Genomic DNA, 15,963 nt, shown 5'->3' with positions numbered 1-15,963 from the left:
TATCAGATGAGGGAACTTCTGGCCTTAAGAACGTTCTTAATCACTATCATGATGTATGAAGTACGGCGTCGCTGAATTATATCCGTTTGATATAAAAACAATTTAACAGCGGCGCCAACGGGGATTAGGGATGTGAACGGCAAGACTCGATTTCTTTCGGTGATGATGATTATGGCGCTGGGCGTAGCGGCGCTCGATCTCAGCATCGCCGGTTTGGTCCATAGACTTTTAATTGGATAATTTCAACGTGACGCAGCGGGAACAAGAAAAAGACATTCTGGGGAAAATACTGGTGACGGTGTCCGCGCTTTGCCTGATTCTGGTGGCGGCGTTCCTCATCTGGGGATTCATGCTGGACTGATACCGAGGACGCTCAGAGATAAAAAAAACCGCCGCGGCGGTTTTTTTATGGGTCAGGCGATCAGATCTTGCAACCTTCGCAGTCCGCTTCGTCTTCGAGGAATTCAGGGACCTCTTTTACCTTCTGCGCCGCTTTTTCTTCGGCTTTCGCCAGTTCGGCATCGATATCAAAATCGAAAATATCATCACTCATCGCTTGGTCCTCATTCTGCTTCGCGTTCAAACGCTGAGTATAATCGACAAGCCGCCGGCCGGAAACCTTTCAGTTTGCCGCCGCCAGCTGCGGTGGCTCATCCTGAGGCTTTTTTCCGTAGGCCATGTCGTACACGTCGTAGAAGTCGATTTCGCCCTTGTTGCCGATGATCACCCGCATCTTCTGTTTCAGCGCGGCGCCGATGGACGGCTCATCCAGCAGCTGCTGCACCGCATAAGGCGACAGCGCGCGGGTGAAGTACCACTCGCCGTTATAGCACACCCGCAGATCCAGCACCCCGATGTCTTCAAAGCGGTAGACCGGCCGGATCTCTATCAGCAGCATGGCGAACATGAACAGCACAAAGGCGGTGAAGCCGAGGAAGGCATACATCCCCATGTACGGCACCTGATACATCACGGCGATCACCGCGAAGTAACCGGCGAACATGGCAAGGCACAAATAGCGGTGAGTGCGGGCGAATTCGCTGTTGAAGCGCGGCTTGCCGTCGCGCCCTTCGCGCCGATTGATCTGTTCAATCTCTTTAACCAAGATGCTTTTAATCGCGTCCATCGTTACAACCTTATGCTGGAAACAGCATTGCCATCAAATCTCACCGCTAAAAGTAACACAAGTACAGTTTTGCCGGGTAGATCAGTTAACCAACTTAATGGCGGCAACTGTTATAGTTCGGATTCAGCGCGGTTGAGCGGCTTTGCCTTGCGCAAACATGAACATGCGCTGGGCTACGTCGTCGGCCTGTTTGATTTTCTGCTTTTGCGGTTCGTTGCTGCGTTGAATGGCGCGGGCGTAGGCGATTTCATGGGCCTGATCGATCATCGCGATGATGCGATCCCGTTCAGTCTTCTCCATATTGCCCAACATGGTGGTGATAATCGCCTGGTAAGCGTTGGACGCGGCGGTCAGCGCCTTCTCTCTCGCCTCGAGGGCGGCGACGCGTTGCAAGAGTTCCTGCAGTTGCTCGGAGTGGGACATATCGACCTCCTGTTTCCGGGCAGCAAACCTGCCTGATTACAGTTTAGCAAAGGATCGAGAGAGAAAGAGGAAGGAAAGCCAGCGGTTACGGTAAAGCACACCCGAAAATCCCAACGAGGAGCCGATAGTGCAAATCAACCCGGGTGCGCTTTACGGTAAGCGCGATGAGATGAAGTGAAAGAAAGCTGGCGCGCTATGCAGGACTCGAACCCGCGTCTATCAATTTTCAAGCCAAAACAAGCCATTATAAAACCAATCACTCTGCCAACTGAGTTAATAGCGCGTTCCTTCGCTTCGGGGCGTTATTATCCATAACAACATTATGGACTCAAGCTTTTTTAGCATAATGCCCTGATTTTACGGATAAGTCTTAGGTTATCGCCAGCGTTATGGCCTTACGGCAGCTCAATAATCGGGTAATCGCCGGCGATAAGCGGCTTGCACAAAATCTTGTAGCCATCGCTGTCGAAATGGCTAGCCGCGCTCTGTAGCCGCTCCGCCTGCGCCAGATTGCCGACCGAGCCCAGATAAAAACCAAATTGTGGATCACATGGTACTGACGCAGCGTCTCGCCCTGCTCCTCCAGCGCCACGCGCCCGGCGAACGGCCAACAGGCGATGCGCAGCTGCTCAAGCGCCGCGCTGAGCCGCAGCGCATGCTCCTGCGCCGACTCCACGCCACAGCATGCGCCCGCGCACTTGCGCAGGCTGTAGCGGAAACAGGCTCGCCCCGCCGGCAGCTTGTCGATCCCCAGCTTGCCGTAACATAAACGATGCTCGTCGGCGATGGCGCGCAGCTTTTCCAGCGCGGCGTGGCGATTGGCAAACAGCCCGTAGAGATGGGGCGTGACGGCGAAGTCGATCTCTTTGGCGTGAGCAATCGTCACCGCATCTGCCTGCAAGCGCAGCGCACACAGCTGTTTCGAGCGCCGCAGACGTTTGTTGAACAGCGGCTGTTGTTGTTTGATCAACTGCGCCTCCAGCAGCAATGCGCCCAACTCACCGGCGGTCTCGATAAAGCTGATGCGTCGGGTTTGGCGCAGCATTTTAGCCTCGTCCTGCGCGCGGAAGTGCGCCATCACCCGGCTGCGTATATTGACGCTTTTACCGATGTAAAGCGGCAGGCTCTCGCTTTGACCGTGAAACACATACACGCCCGGCCCTTTAGGCAACGGCGTCAGGCAGGCGCGCAGGTGCTCCGGGTATTGATAAATGTCGAGTTCTGGCTCGAGGCGGTTTGGCATCATGGCGGTGGCATTATCCTGCTGATGAATGAATACTGGTTTTTTACCCAGTATAACGCCCAACGCAGCCGGTTGCACACCCAGCGGATAATAACTCACCGTGATCTTTAACGGGAAAGCCTTTACTATCCCCTTTCCAGCGGGAAAGCGCCTCACGTTTAGCGCCAGTTCAAGCTGGCGCTGCCATGATGGCAGACTGGAACCGCCGCTTTTATCGTTATGGAAAACCTGGGTATGTCATCACTGAAACTCCCCTCCCGCCGTCTGGCGTTGATCGCCGCCATCGTTTTCATCGCCGTCGCTGTCGCGCTGGCCATCTTTTGGCAACGTCCGCCGCAGCAGGATTACGTTACCGCGCCGGCCCGTCTGGGCGATATCGAAAACGCCGTGCTGGCCACCGGGCGGCTGGATGCCATCGAACGCGTCAACGTCGGCGCCCGCGTCTCCGGCGAAGTCAAATCGCTGAAGGTCAAGCTGGGCGATCGCGTCACCAAAGGGCAACCGATCGCCGACATCGACGATCTGCAACAGCGCAACGATCTGCGCAACGCCGAAGCGGCGCTGAACGTAGTCAAAGCCAATATGTTAGCCAAACAGGCCTTGCTGAAACAGGCGGAGTCGCGTTTCAAACGTCAGCGCCGCATGCTGAACGACGAAGCCAGTTCCCGGGAAGACTTCGAGACCGCCGAAGCCTCGCTCGCCACCACTCGCGCCGATCTGCAGGCGCTCAATGCGCAGTTGGTGCAATCGCAGATCGAAGTCGAGAAGAAAAAAATCGATCTGGGCTATACCCGCGTGGTTGCGCCAATGGACGGCATTGTTATCGCCGTGGTCACGCAGCAGGGACAAACGGTCAACTCCAGCCAAAGTGCGCCGACCATCGTCAAGCTGGCGCGGCTGGATATGATGACCATTAAGGCGCAGATCTCCGAAGCCGACATCACCCGCATTTCGCCGGGACAAAAGGCTTACTTCACTATTTTTTCCGATCCGGATAAGCGCTACGACGCCACGCTGCGCACCATCGAGCTGGCACCGGAATCGGTGATGAAAGACGACTCGCTCGCCGGCACCAGCTCCGCTTCCGGCTCCGGCACCTCGAACGCCTCGGTCTATTACAACGCGCTGCTGGACGTGCCAAACCCGGAAAACCGCCTGCGTATCGCCATGACCGCGCAGGTGTCCTTGCTGCTCGGCGACGCGAAGAACACCCTGCTGGTGCCGATCCAGGCGGTGCATAAAATCGATGGCAAAGAGCAGCAGGTGCAGGTGCTGACCCAGGACCAGCGGTTGGAAACGCGCAAAGTGACCACCGGCATCACCAACAATGTCGACATTCAGATCCTCAGCGGCCTGAAAGCCGGTGAAACCGTGGTGCTGTCGCAGCCTGCCGCCAAATCGGCTGAGGATGGCATCTTCCTGTGAACGCGATCATCGAACTAAAAGGCATCAGCCGAACGTACACCAACGGCGGTCAAGCGTTAACGGTGTTGAAAGACATCGATCTGACCATCGCCGCCGGCGAGCTGGTGGCGATCATCGGCGCCTCCGGCTCCGGCAAATCGACGCTGATGAACATCATGGGCTGCCTCGACGTGCCGGATCGCGGCGATTACTACATCAGCGGCCAGAACGCCGCCCACCTGTCGCCGGACGAATTGGCCCGCCTGCGCCGCGAACATATCGGTTTTATCTTCCAGCGCTATCACCTGATGCCCGATCTCAGCGCGCTGGGCAACGTCGAAATCCCGGCCATCTACGCCAACGCCCGGCGCGATCAGCGTCGGCAGCGGGCGGCGCAATTGCTGGCGCGGTTGGGGCTTGAGGGACGCGAAGACCACAAGCCCGGCCAGCTTTCCGGCGGCCAACAACAGCGCGTCAGCATTGCCCGCTCCCTGATCAACGGCGGTGAGATCATCCTGGCGGACGAACCGACCGGCGCGCTGGACACCCAATCCGGCCAGGAAGTGCTGGCGATCCTGAGCGAACTGAATCAGCGCGGCCACACCGTGGTGATCGTCACCCACGATATGAAAGTGGCGCAACATGCGCAGCGCGTCATCGAACTGCAAGACGGCAAGATCATCGCTGACAGCGGCCGCAAGTCGGCGTCCGGCTCATCGTTGCCGCCGCCGCACCGCAGCCGGCAAAGCGGCTGGCAACGCCTGATTGACCGCACCCGCGAATCGCTGCACATGGCGCTGAAAGCGATGAACGCTCATCGTCTGCGCACCGCGCTGACCATGACCGGCATCATCTTCGGCATCGCCGCCGTGGTCACGGTAGTGGCGCTGGGCGAAGGCGCCAAACAGCGCACGCTGGAAAACCTCAAAGATCTCGGCACTAACGTGGTAAGCATCTATCCGGGCCGCGATTTCTTCGACGACGCCATCGACAGCATCCGCACCCTGGTGCCGGCCGATGCCGACGCGCTGGCGCAGCAAAGCTTCGTCGACAGCGTCAGCCCGGAAGTAGACGCTTCCGACAGCATCCGTTTTCGCAGCAAATCCGCCACCGCCTCGATCACCGGCGTCGGGCGCGACTATTTCCGCGTTAACGGCGTCGAGCTGTTACAAGGCGTGACTTTCCGCGACGATCGTAATGCGCTGCAGGAAGTGATCATCGACGACAATGCGCGCCAGGCGCTGTTCGGCGATTTCGGCGTCGAGCCGCTCGGCCAGATCGTGTTTCTCGGCTCGGTGCCGGCCCGAGTGATCGGTGTGGCGAAAAGCAATCGCAACTACGCGCCCAATCGCATTACTGTTTGGATGCCCTACAGCACGGTGATGTATCGCATGGTAGGCAAACCGACGCTCAGCGGCATCACCGTTCGGCTAAAGGACAATGTCGCCAGCGAATCGGCGGTCACCGCTATCACACAGCTGTTGACCCAACGCCATGGCGTAAAAGATTTCCGTTTGTACAACTTCGATAAAATCCGAAAGTCCATCGAACGCACGTCAATGACTTTCAGCCTGCTGATCCTGATGGTGGCGTCCATCGCGCTGGTGATCGGCAGCCTGGGCGTGATGAACATCATGCTGGTCTCGGTGACCGAACGCACCCACGAAATCGGCGTGCGCATGGCGGTCGGCGCGCGGCGCAGCGACATCATGCAACAGTTCATGATAGAGGCGGTGCTGGTCTGTCTGATCGGCGGCGCTTTGGGCATCGCGCTGTCGTTCGCCGCCGGGTCGCTGTTCACCTCGCTGGCGGGCGGCATGTTCACCGCCATCTATTCCTGGCAAGCCGCCGCCACGGCATTTTTCTGTTCAACCTTAATCGGCATGATCTTCGGTTATCTCCCCGCCCGCAAAGCGGCAAGGATGGATCCGGTCGTTTCATTGGCCAGCGAGTAACCCATGAAAATTTTATCTCCCCTGGCGTTAAGCCTCGCCGCCCTGCTCACCGCCGGCTGCGGCAATGCCCTGAAAAGCGACTACCGGGCGCCGCAGGTCAACTATCCTGCGGGGTGGCAATACGCTGCCGACAACGCCGCGCCGACGCCGTTCGACTGGCGCGATTTCCACGATCCCGAGCTCGACCGTTGGCTGCAACAGGTGATGGCGAGCAATAACGATCTGGCCGCCGCCGTGCTGCGCGTTTACCGCGCACGGCTCGAGGCGGAACGCGTCGGCATCAGCACCGCGCCCGGCGTCAGCGCCTCATTAGGCAGCAGCATTAATCGCCCGCTGTCCGAGTCCTCCGCGTGGAATAAAACCAGCAACGCGTCGCTCACCACCAGCTATGAGGTCGATCTGTGGGGCAAGCTGGCGCGCCAACGCGACGCGGCCGAGTGGAGCAGCCAGGCTTCCGTGCAGGATCTGCAGGCGGCGCGCCTGAAGCTGTTGGCCGACGCCGCCACCAACTACTGGCGCATCGGTTTTCTCAATCAACAAATCAGCGTCAGCCAGGCGAGCATCGCCTATGCCAAAACGACGCTGCGGCTGGCCAACGCCCGTTATCAGGCCGGCAGCATCTCGGCGCTGGACGTAGTGAATGCGGAACAAAACTTGCTGACGCAGGAACGCAGCCTGGTGGCGTTACAACACGATCGTCAACAGGCGCTGAACGAACAGGCGGTGCTGCTGGGCGCGCCATCAGGCCAGGCCACCATCGCGCCCGCGCGCCTGCCGACGACGGCGATGCCGCAGATCAACACCGGCATTCCCGCCAGCGTCCTGAGTCGTCGCCCGGATCTCAGCGCTCAAGAGCTGCGGTTGCGCGCCGCCCTGGCCAACGTCGATGAAAAACGTCTGCAATACTATCCCGCGTTCAGCCTGACCGGTTCACTGGGCACCAGCAGCAGCGCGCTGCTGGAATTCCTGCGCAACCCGACGGGCAGCCTCAGCGCCGGCCTGACGCTGCCGTTCCTGCAGTGGCGGCAAATGGGCGTGGAGATCAAGATCGCCCGCAACGACTATGAACAGCAAGTTCTGGCCTTCAAGCAGGCGCTGTACAAAGCGATGGGCGATGTGAACAACGCGCTGTCACTGCGCACGCAGCTGCTGGCGCAGGAGACGCAGTTGCGCGCCTCACTGGCGTTGGCGCGTAAATCGGAGCGGTTGAACGAGGTGCGTTACCGACAGGGCGCCGTCACCATTACCGACTGGCTGAACGCTCAGGAACAACGCCGTCAGGCGGAACTGGCGGTGGATGAGAACCGCTTCGCGCAGTACCAGAATCTGGCGAAAATCTATCTCGAATTCGGCGGTTCATCGGCGCCGTAATCTCAGCGGCCTGGCCACCCGGCCAGGCGTTTTTTAGCGGCGAACACATCAATTTTTCCTGTGTTATCTCCCGTATTCTCTATACTGGAAACACCATCAATCAGCCGAAAAATCGCCAGATCGCACAATTATCAGACCATTCTCGCACCAAATCGGTGCAAACACTTAAGTTAAACTGCTGGATTTGATCGCCGCAAGATATAACGTTAAGCTATAGATGCAAAATAATTAGTCACCTAAATGACATAACATCGGCATGAGCGACGCTATTTTGTGATCCACACCTCAACTTAAATGTGGATAATGAATCGTCTTGAACCGCGATTCGATTAGCCGATTTGATAACTCGAAAACAACAGTGAACGGAGATTACGCTTTCACGAACAACGAATAATTCATTAAGGGATGATTATATGAAGTTAAGAAAAAAACGACATAAACCGATGCACATTAACGACATCACCATCATCGATGACAGCAAACTCAAGAAGGCCATTACCGCCGCGGCCCTCGGCAACGCAATGGAGTGGTTCGACTTCGGCGTATACGGCTTTGTCGCCTATGCGCTTGGCCAGGTCTTCTTCCCCGGCGCCTCTCCCGGCGTACAAATGATCGCCGCGCTGGCGACCTTCTCAGTCCCCTTCCTGGTGCGTCCGCTCGGCGGTCTGTTCTTCGGCGCCATGGGCGACAAGTTCGGCCGTCAAAAAGTGCTCTCGGTCACCATTATCATCATGGCGGTCAGCACCTTCTGTATCGGCCTGATCCCGTCCTATGCGTCGATCGGCATCTGGGCGCCGATCCTGCTGCTGCTGGCCAAACTGGCGCAAGGCTTCTCCGTCGGCGGTGAATATTCCGGTGCGGCGATCTTCGTCGCCGAATACTCACCGGACCGCAAACGCGGCTTTATGGGCAGCTGGCTGGACTTCGGCTCCATCGCCGGCTTTGTGATGGGCGCAGGCGTAGTGGTGCTGATCTCCAGTATCGTCGGCGAAGCCAACTTCCTCGACTGGGGCTGGCGTATCCCGTTCTTCATCGCTGCGCCGCTGGGCCTGATCGGTCTCTACCTGCGCCATGCGCTGGAAGAAACCCCGGCGTTCCAGCAGCACGTGGACAAGATGGAGAAAGAGGATCGCAACGCCATCGAGAATCCGCCAAAGACCTCGTTCAAAGAGATCGCGGCCAAACACTGGAAAAGTTTGCTGGTGTGCGTCGGTATCGTGATTTCCACCAACGTGACCTATTACATGCTGCTGACTTACATGCCGAGCTACCTGTCGCATAACCTGCACTACTCGGAAGATCACGGCGTTCTGATCATCATCGCCATCATGATCGGCATGCTGTTCGTGCAGCCGGTGATCGGCCTGACCAGTGACCGCATCGGCCGTAAGCCGTTTATCATCGGCGGCAGCATCGGCCTGTTGGCGTTGGCGATCCCGTGCTTCATTCTGATCAACAGCAACGTCATCGGCCTGATTTTCGTCGGCCTGCTGGTGCTGGCGGTGCTGCTCAACTCCTTCACCGGGGTGATGGCCTCCATCCTGCCGGCGATGTTCCCGACGCACATCCGCTACAGCGCGCTGGCGATTTCGTTCAACATTTCGGTACTGATCGCCGGTGCGACGCCGACCGTTGCCGCCTGGCTGGTGGAAGCGACCGGCAACCTGTACATGCCGGCCTACTACCTGATGGTTGTTGCGGTGATCGGTCTTATCACCGGTCTGTACATGAAAGAAACCGCCAACAAGCCGCTACGCGGCGCGACGCCGGCCGCCTCTGACCGCTCCGAGGCAAAAGAGCTGCTGCAGGAAACCTACGACAACATCGAACAGAAAGTCGAGGACATCAACGCGCAGATCGCCGAACTGGAAAAGAAAAAACAGATCCTGATCGACCAGCACCCCAAACTGGACTGATTCGCACTGACAAGCAAAAACCACCCGCCCGGGTGGTTTTTTTTGCCTGGCGTGCACAGAGTGGTAACTTGACCCGGCGGATACCGAAGGAGAGATGAATGAATCAGTTTCAGGAGATGGCGACCTATATCGCCGTGGTCGAGGCCGCCAACATCAGCGCCGCCGCCCGCCGCTTGGGCACCACCAAGTCGGTGGTCAGCAAACGCATCCAGCAGTTGGAGACGCGCCTTGGGACTGTGCTGTTCGAACGCGGGAAAACGCTTGGGTTGACCGACGCCGGCCATCTGTTCTATCAGCGCGCCGTTCTCATATTAAGCGAAGTGAGCGATGCCGAAGAGTCGGTGCGAACACTGCACGGCCAACTGCAGGGCCCATTGCGGTTAACCGCGCCGATGGCGTTCAGCATCCGCTATCTGGCGCCGCTGTTATCCGCCTTTATGGAACAATACCCGAACCTCAATCTGGACGTGGAGTACAGCGATCGCCTGGCCAATCTGAATCAGGAAAATTTCGACGTCGCCATCCGTATCGGCGCCTTGGCGGATTCCGACCTGATCGCGCAGCGCATCTGCGTCAACCGTCACTTGATTTGCGCCAGCCCAGCCTATCTTGCGCGTCAAGGCACGCCGACGCACCCGCAACACCTGCAACAGCATCAGGGGTTGCTGTATATTCACCGCGAGCCGACCGGCATGCTGCAACTCCCCATCGAAGGCGAGATCCGATCGTTTCGTATCGGCAAACGCCTGCGCACCGATAATGCTTTTCACCTGCTGGCGGCGGCGAAAGCCGGTTTGGGCCTCGCCATCCTGCCCGCATTTATCGCCGCCGATGCGATACGCGCAGGGGAACTGCGCATTGTGCTGGCCGCCTATTCACCCGACGGCGGCGACATTTCCGCCGTCTATCGCCGTTCAAAACGCGCATCCCCCAAGATCAAGGCGCTGGTGGACTTTCTGAGTGAGCACATTGGCCATACGCCCAGTTGGGAAACCGCGCTGTCCCCTTTCCTGACGTCAACCTGAAAGGTTCGCAGAACGCGAACAGCAGGTTCGAATTTCGCCCGCTTGTCGCTTTTATCTCCGGGTTTTAGTCTGCAGAACACACCTTCCGACCGCTCTGGAGACTACGCCATGAAAGACCTGTCACGCCGTCAGCTGATATCCCAAACGCTGGCCGTTTCAGCCGCCGCCACGCTCAGCGCTTGCGCATCGAGTTCCGCGTCGGCGGCGCAAACACAACCGGCCCAACGCGCCAGCGAGCCATCCACCTTCGACGTGATCATCGTCGGCGGCGGTTCCGCCGGCGCGGTGATGGCGGCTCGCCTCAGCGAAAACCCGGCGCGCCGGGTCCTGCTGATAGAGGCCGGACACAGTTACGCGCCCTACGATTATCCGCGCCTCATCGCGAACAGCGACGTGCTCGGCGCCAATGGCGACCCGGAATTCGAATGGGGATACCGGACAGAACCCGGCTATGTCAGCCACGCGATCGGCGCCATCCGCGGTAAAGTCCTGGGCGGCAGTTCTGGCGTCAACGGCGCCGTGGCGATCCGCGCCCGCCCGGAAGATTTCAAACGCTGGGATCTGCCGGGATGGCGCTATCAGGATCTGCTGCCCTCCTTCAAAAAACTGGAGACTCGTCATGGCCTGCACGACCGCGCAATCCATGGCGATAGCGGTCCTTTCCCCGTCGTGCAACTCACATTGGATGACATCACGCCAATGCAACGCGCTTTCGTCGCCGCCACGCGCGCCAACGGCTATGACGCCATCGACGATTTTGACGGCCCTTCAGCGAATGGCGTCGGCCCCTACCCGATGAATATCGTCAACGGTGTGCGCGTTAACACCGGCATGGCCTATCTGGATGAGAAAACGCGCGCCAGAGACAATCTCACCCTGCGTGCCGATACGCTGGTCGACCGCGTGATATTTGACGGGCAGCGCGCGATCGGCGTTCGCCTGGCCAGTGGCGAAGAAATCCAAGCCGCTGAAGTGATCCTGAGCGCGGGAACCTACGGCAGCGCCGCCGTTTTGATGCGATCCGGCATTGCGCCTGCACAACAGTCGAAGCGTCTGGGGATCCCCGTCGTCGCCGATTTGCCCGTCGGTGAAAACCTGGTCGATCACCCCTTTTATTACAATGCCTACACAGCCCGCCCCGAGGTCATCGGCAGCCAATCGCCGGTTATCGGCGCCAAGCTGTGGACCCGCAGCAGCCGGGCGGAACCGGAGGAGCTCGATCTGCACATTACCGCGACGCATCTGTTCCCACATGACCAAAGCCCCACCGGCGTCGGTTTTGTCCTGGCGGTGGCGCTGACTCGGCCGCAATCCACCGGACGCATCTGGCTGGAAAGCCGCGATCCGATGGCAGCCCCTCACATTGACCTTAACTTCCTGGCGCAAGAGAGTGACCGTGTTCGCTTGCTGGAGGGGGTTAAACTGGCGCGAAAAATAGGGCAAACCGCTCCGCTGTCTACGCTTATCCACAGCGAGCTTGCGCCCGCCGCAGACAGCGACGAGGCCATTCTGGCCTCGATGGCGGCGACGTTGGATACCTATCATCACCCGACCTCCTCCGCGCCAATGGGGAATGCCGGCGACCCGAAGGCGGTCGTTGACCTTCAGGGCCGCGTGCACGGCGTGCACGGGCTTCGGGTTGTCGACGCATCCATTTTCCCCGACGTGCCCTCCGTCGCCACTAATGTGACGACGATCGCCACCGCCGAGCATATCGCCCGCCACTATGCCTGACCGTTTGGCGGCAAGATAGGCTGTTGAAACCCGGCCGGTCATCCTGATGGCCGGCCTTCGCCATTCCGCAGCGGCACAATCGAAATAACGGCGGCACATTTTATCCTGCCGGAAAACGGTGTTACCCTTGTGGCACCGTCACCTCTGCAAAACATTCTCATGGGCAAAATGGATCTTCCCGTCATCATCGGCATCCTGGTTATGCTAACCCTGTGGCTCGGCGCGCTCTTCAACATCGGCGATCTCAGCCTCACCATTTCGCGTCTGTTTCACTGGTTCGAAAGCCAGCGTGGATAACCTGGATTCGCGATAACGCAGGCGGCGAGCAAACATCGGCTATGATTGATAGATGTTACGTCATTTTCCGAGACTGTCGCTCGCGATAAAGAGGACCGCATCATGACCGACTATGTGTTCTACAATCAGATCCTGACCCGACTGGCCGCCAATCATCCCGGCACGCTGGATGAGAAAACTTACGAACTGTGGAAGCAGGACGCCACCAGCCCGCACGCCTTTGCGGATCCCTTCGCCTATCTCAAAACCAAGGGGCTGATACAGGCCTACGTGATGAGCGACATCGACGAGAACAACTATGATATCGATCCGCACCAAACACGGATCACCGCCGCCGGTCTCGACTTCATCCGCAGCGGCGGGTTCAAATAAGACGCAAAAAACCGCCCAACGGCGGTTTTTTTTACCCTAAAAAGCGTCCGGACCTTTTCAGGCGGGGAAAGGCCGATAAAAAATACGCAGCACTTCACTGTCGCCCTGGCGTAGAAAACCGCCTTCCGGCTGCCAGCGCAGATCGCGCGCCAGATTGAGATTTTCCCAGCCGACCGCGCCTCCCACGCCGATGCAAAGATTTTTTATTGCCTGCGGCAAATCCCGCGCCGGTGCCGATCATGGCATGCAGCAATCGGGGCGAGGCCGCGTCGCGCATGGAGAATATCCCGATAAAACATCCCTGCGGGGCGCGCAGCATATCCGCCATGGTGCGGATCTCGGTATCGTCGGGGCTGACGAAATGTTTGTACTGCTTATCGAACACCGTCAGCCACAGCTGCTTGTATTTCGCCTTACTGAGCGCGCCGGAACGGTGGGCGCACAGCACCACCGCATCCCAACACATCTCCCCGCTGAGCGAAAGATACTCTTCCGTATTCTCCTGCGGCTTATCGGCATAATGCCGCGCAAATTCAGCGGCATTCAGATGCGGCGGCACGGCCTGTTTGGCGACGTCACTCTTGTAGCGCTTGAAATTCAACCAATGCATGGGAAGTCTCCTCTTCACCCGATAGATTAATAAATCCGCAGCCGTGAATAAGACGAGCCATCAAATCCAGCGCGTCGTCGGCAACGGCGGTGTCGTCGTCGTTCAGCCCCTGTTCCACCGCCCGCTCAATGGCGCTCATCACCGACGTCGCGCTGGTTTCTTCCCCTTGCGCTACCACGTCCAATACGGCTCTGCCGATCGCCAGACAAAGCTCATGATCAAACTCAACCTCTTTATACGGCTGCATACTCACCCCGATAAATTTTTACCCAAGAATACTAGACCACAATGACGCATCGCGCCTGCGGCCGTATCGCTGCGATCGGTGCAGCCGACAGAGAAATGCATCAGGCCCCGGATGGAAGAACCGGGGCCTGATAAATGGCAGGTTATTGCGGCGGCTGTTCGGTAGGGCGAATGATGAAGCAAGTGGCGGTTGCCGAAGCCAGCAGTTTCCCTTCCGCCGTTTTGAGCGTGCCTTCCGCGAAAGCGACGTTTTTCGACGCATAGACCAGACGCCCCTCGGCGATCAGATCAATCGCCTTCGGCACCGGGCGCAACATTTTCACCTGCAGATCGACGGTGCCATAACCCGTCCCTGCGCCCAGCGTACTGTGCACCGCGCAACCGGTCACCGAGTCCAAAACCGTGGCGGCGAAGCCGCCATGAACGCCGCCCAGCGGGTTAAGGTGGCGTTCGTCGGCCCGCGCCACGATGCGGATATATCCCTCTGCAACCGCGGCCGGTTTCATGGGCACCGTTTCAGCGATCGAAGCCGGTGGAATTTTGCCGGCCATCGCTGCCTGTAATAACGCCAGCCCCGTCATTTTTGTCGGATCCATAACTCTCTCCTCTGGTGGTAAATCCGTCATATAGGAGAGGTCTGACCTCTTGGCTTGCTTTTTCGTGCTGATGCCGCTTTCCGCCCGCTCTCTATGTTCTTTGAATGTGACCGACATCACTCTTTAAGGTTAATAACCACAATTTATTAATGCCTTTAGATTTAAAACAACTTTCTGCTGTAAACGCCGCCGGAAACTGAACGCAGTTAAGTTCAACATTATTAAGGCGTATCTATCATGGATTTCTTTCTGCAATTAGCGGTTATATTGGCATGCCTGCTGTATGGGGCGCGTAAAGGCGGCATTGCGCTGGGGTTGCTGGGCGGTATCGGTTTGATGATTCTGGTGTTCGGCTTTCACCTGCAGCCCGGCAAACCGCCGGTAGACGTGATGCTGGTGATCATCGCGGTGGTGGCGGCCTCCGCCACTCTGCAGGCCTCAGGCGGGTTGGACGTCATGCTCCAGATCGCCGAGCGGATGCTGCGGCGCAACCCGCGATATGTCTCAATCATCGCGCCGTTCGTCACCTGCATTCTCACTATCTTGTGCGGCACCGGCCATGTGGTGTACACCATCTTGCCGATCATCTATGACGTGGCGATCAAAAATAACATCCGCCCGGAACGGCCAATGGCAGCCAGCTCGATCGGCGCGCAGATGGGCATTATCGCCAGCCCGGTCTCGGTGGCGGTCGTTTCACTGGTGGCGATGCTCAGCAGCTACACCTTCAATGGCCGCCATCTGGAATTCCTCGATCTGCTGTCGATCACCATTCCTTCCACCCTGTGCGGCATTCTGGCGATCGGTATCTTCAGCTGGTTCCGCGGCAAAGACCTGGACAAAGATCCCGAGTTCCAGAAATTCATCTCGGTGCCGGAGAACCATCGCTACGTCTATGGCGACGCCGCCACCCTGCTGGACCGGGTATTGCCGCGCAGCAACTGGATCGCCATGTGGATTTTCCTCGCCACTATCGCCCTGGTGGCGGTGCTGGGGGCCTTTTCCGACCTGCGGCCCAGCTTCGGTGGCAAGCCACTTTCCATGGTCCTGGTGATCCAGATGTGCATGCTGATGGCCGGGGCGCTGATCGTCATCATTACCCGCACCAACCCGGCGTCTATCTCTAAAAACGAGGTGTTCCGTTCCGGCATGATTGCCATCGTGGCGGTGTATGGCGTCGCCTGGATGGCGGAAACCATGTTCGGCGCGCACCTGACGCAGATAGAAGCCACGCTGGGCGTGCTGGTGAAAGAGTACCCCTGGGCCTATGCGCTGATCCTGCTGCTGGTGTCGAAATTCGTCAATTCGCAGGCCGCTGCGCTGGCGGCGCTGGTGCCGGTGGCGCTGGCGATCGGCGTCAACCCGGCCTATATCGTCGCTTCGGCGCCGGCCTGCTACGGTTATTATATTTTACCGACCTACCCCAGCGATTTGGCGGCAATTCAGTTCGACCGCTCCGGCACCACCCGCATCGGCCGCTTCGTGATCAATCACAGCTTCATTCTACCGGGCCTGATCGGCGTCAGCGTCTCCTGCGTCTTCGGCTGGATCCTCGCCGCGGCGTTCGGTTTCTTATGATCTGTACTGTGGAGCCCTGCGGGGCTCCCTGCAGGCAGGGTGGCGGCATGACAAGAAAGGAAAAAAA

General features: G+C 58.5%; 16 protein-coding genes, 1 tRNA gene and 1 pseudogene. 10 read left to right on the top strand and 8 right to left on the bottom strand.

Features of this window, described 5'->3' with window-relative positions; all coding sequences use genetic code 11:
- The first annotated feature begins 232 nt into the window (after window positions 1-232).
- Window positions 233-361 carry a hypothetical protein gene (locus SERRSCBI_RS25255; RefSeq protein ID WP_033642652.1) on the top strand — a complete coding sequence of 43 codons (129 nt, stop codon included), beginning with the start codon at window positions 233-235 and terminating at the stop codon, window positions 359-361.
- 60 nt (window positions 362-421) lie between these two features.
- Here the strand turns inward: SERRSCBI_RS25255 and SERRSCBI_RS25250 are convergent, their stop codons facing one another.
- The 5 genes and pseudogenes from SERRSCBI_RS25250 to cho form a co-directional block, all read right to left on the bottom strand.
- A complete protein-coding gene (locus tag SERRSCBI_RS25250) occupies window positions 422-553 on the bottom strand; it encodes a hypothetical protein (RefSeq protein WP_015377413.1) in 132 nt (43 codons plus the stop codon).
- Between the two features lie 69 nt (window positions 554-622).
- Window positions 623-1,126 carry a YlaC family protein gene (locus SERRSCBI_RS08845; RefSeq protein ID WP_033642651.1) on the bottom strand — a complete coding sequence of 168 codons (504 nt, stop codon included), beginning with the start codon at window positions 1,124-1,126 and terminating at the stop codon, window positions 623-625.
- A gap of 123 nt (window positions 1,127-1,249) precedes the next feature.
- Window positions 1,250-1,549 carry a sigma-S stabilization anti-adapter protein IraP gene (locus tag SERRSCBI_RS08840; RefSeq protein WP_033642650.1) on the bottom strand — a complete coding sequence of 100 codons (300 nt, stop codon included), beginning with the start codon at window positions 1,547-1,549 and terminating at the stop codon, window positions 1,250-1,252.
- Between the two features lie 186 nt (window positions 1,550-1,735).
- Window positions 1,736-1,832, bottom strand: a tRNA-OTHER gene (locus SERRSCBI_RS08835).
- 112 nt (window positions 1,833-1,944) lie between these two features.
- Window positions 1,945-2,795: pseudogene (gene cho, locus SERRSCBI_RS08830) on the bottom strand (excinuclease Cho).
- Between the two features lie 216 nt (window positions 2,796-3,011).
- On the opposite strand from cho, the gene SERRSCBI_RS08825 reads away from it, so the two are divergent.
- From SERRSCBI_RS08825 to SERRSCBI_RS08790, 8 genes are all read left to right on the top strand, one after another.
- A complete protein-coding gene (locus SERRSCBI_RS08825; RefSeq protein WP_080280844.1) occupies window positions 3,012-4,217 on the top strand; it encodes an efflux RND transporter periplasmic adaptor subunit in 1,206 nt (401 codons plus the stop codon).
- Window positions 4,214-6,151 carry a MacB family efflux pump subunit gene (locus tag SERRSCBI_RS08820; RefSeq protein ID WP_042784175.1) on the top strand — a complete coding sequence of 646 codons (1,938 nt, stop codon included), beginning with the start codon at window positions 4,214-4,216 and terminating at the stop codon, window positions 6,149-6,151. The genes SERRSCBI_RS08825 and SERRSCBI_RS08820 overlap by 4 nt, the downstream gene beginning before the upstream one ends.
- A 3-nt stretch (window positions 6,152-6,154) precedes the next feature.
- Entirely contained in the window at window positions 6,155-7,522 is a 1,368-nt protein-coding gene (locus SERRSCBI_RS08815) for a TolC family protein (RefSeq protein ID WP_042784173.1), read from the top strand.
- 413 nt (window positions 7,523-7,935) lie between these two features.
- Complete coding sequence (gene proP / locus SERRSCBI_RS08810) at window positions 7,936-9,438, top strand: glycine betaine/L-proline transporter ProP (protein ID WP_025302375.1); 1,503 nt, start codon at window positions 7,936-7,938, stop codon at window positions 9,436-9,438.
- A 98-nt stretch (window positions 9,439-9,536) separates the two neighbouring features.
- Window positions 9,537-10,463: a LysR family transcriptional regulator gene (locus SERRSCBI_RS08805; RefSeq protein ID WP_042784171.1), complete on the top strand. Its 927-nt coding sequence runs from the start codon at window positions 9,537-9,539 to the stop codon at window positions 10,461-10,463.
- 108 nt (window positions 10,464-10,571) lie between these two features.
- Window positions 10,572-12,197: a GMC family oxidoreductase gene (locus tag SERRSCBI_RS08800; RefSeq protein WP_042784170.1), complete on the top strand. Its 1,626-nt coding sequence runs from the start codon at window positions 10,572-10,574 to the stop codon at window positions 12,195-12,197.
- Window positions 12,198-12,326: 129 nt separating this feature from the next.
- On the top strand, window positions 12,327-12,494 hold the full coding sequence (locus tag SERRSCBI_RS24695; protein WP_154219868.1) for a hypothetical protein: 168 nt from the start codon (window positions 12,327-12,329) through the stop codon (window positions 12,492-12,494).
- Between the two features lie 102 nt (window positions 12,495-12,596).
- Window positions 12,597-12,866, top strand: a complete 270-nt coding sequence (locus SERRSCBI_RS08790; protein WP_033642645.1) for a hypothetical protein — start codon at window positions 12,597-12,599, stop codon at window positions 12,864-12,866.
- A 94-nt stretch (window positions 12,867-12,960) separates the two neighbouring features.
- On the opposite strand, the gene SERRSCBI_RS08785 is transcribed toward SERRSCBI_RS08790, so the two are convergent.
- The 3 genes from SERRSCBI_RS08785 to SERRSCBI_RS08775 all read right to left on the bottom strand — a co-directional run bounded on the left by SERRSCBI_RS08785 (window position 12,961) and on the right by SERRSCBI_RS08775 (window position 14,318).
- Window positions 12,961-13,467 carry a hypothetical protein gene (locus tag SERRSCBI_RS08785; protein WP_232230756.1) on the bottom strand — a complete coding sequence of 169 codons (507 nt, stop codon included), beginning with the start codon at window positions 13,465-13,467 and terminating at the stop codon, window positions 12,961-12,963.
- Window positions 13,442-13,723 (bottom strand): hypothetical protein, encoded by a 282-nt coding sequence (locus tag SERRSCBI_RS08780; protein WP_033642643.1) that lies wholly within the window; start codon window positions 13,721-13,723, stop codon window positions 13,442-13,444. The genes SERRSCBI_RS08785 and SERRSCBI_RS08780 overlap by 26 nt, the downstream gene beginning before the upstream one ends.
- A 142-nt stretch (window positions 13,724-13,865) precedes the next feature.
- Entirely contained in the window at window positions 13,866-14,318 is a 453-nt protein-coding gene (locus tag SERRSCBI_RS08775) for a PaaI family thioesterase (protein WP_042784168.1), read from the bottom strand.
- A 237-nt stretch (window positions 14,319-14,555) separates the two neighbouring features.
- Here SERRSCBI_RS08775 and SERRSCBI_RS08770 point away from each other — a divergent pair, with 237 nt between their 5' ends.
- The gene (locus tag SERRSCBI_RS08770) at window positions 14,556-15,896 is read left to right on the top strand and encodes an anaerobic C4-dicarboxylate transporter (protein ID WP_033642641.1); all 1,341 of its coding nucleotides are present in this window, start codon (window positions 14,556-14,558) and stop codon (window positions 15,894-15,896) included.
- Window positions 15,897-15,963: the final 67 nt, after the last annotated feature.

The sequence above is a fragment of the Serratia sp. SCBI genome (assembly GCF_000747565.1).
Classification (GTDB): domain Bacteria; phylum Pseudomonadota; class Gammaproteobacteria; order Enterobacterales; family Enterobacteriaceae; genus Serratia; species Serratia ureilytica.
Note: the sequence above shows the minus strand (reverse complement) of the source record. Positions and strands in the feature narration are given on the sequence as shown.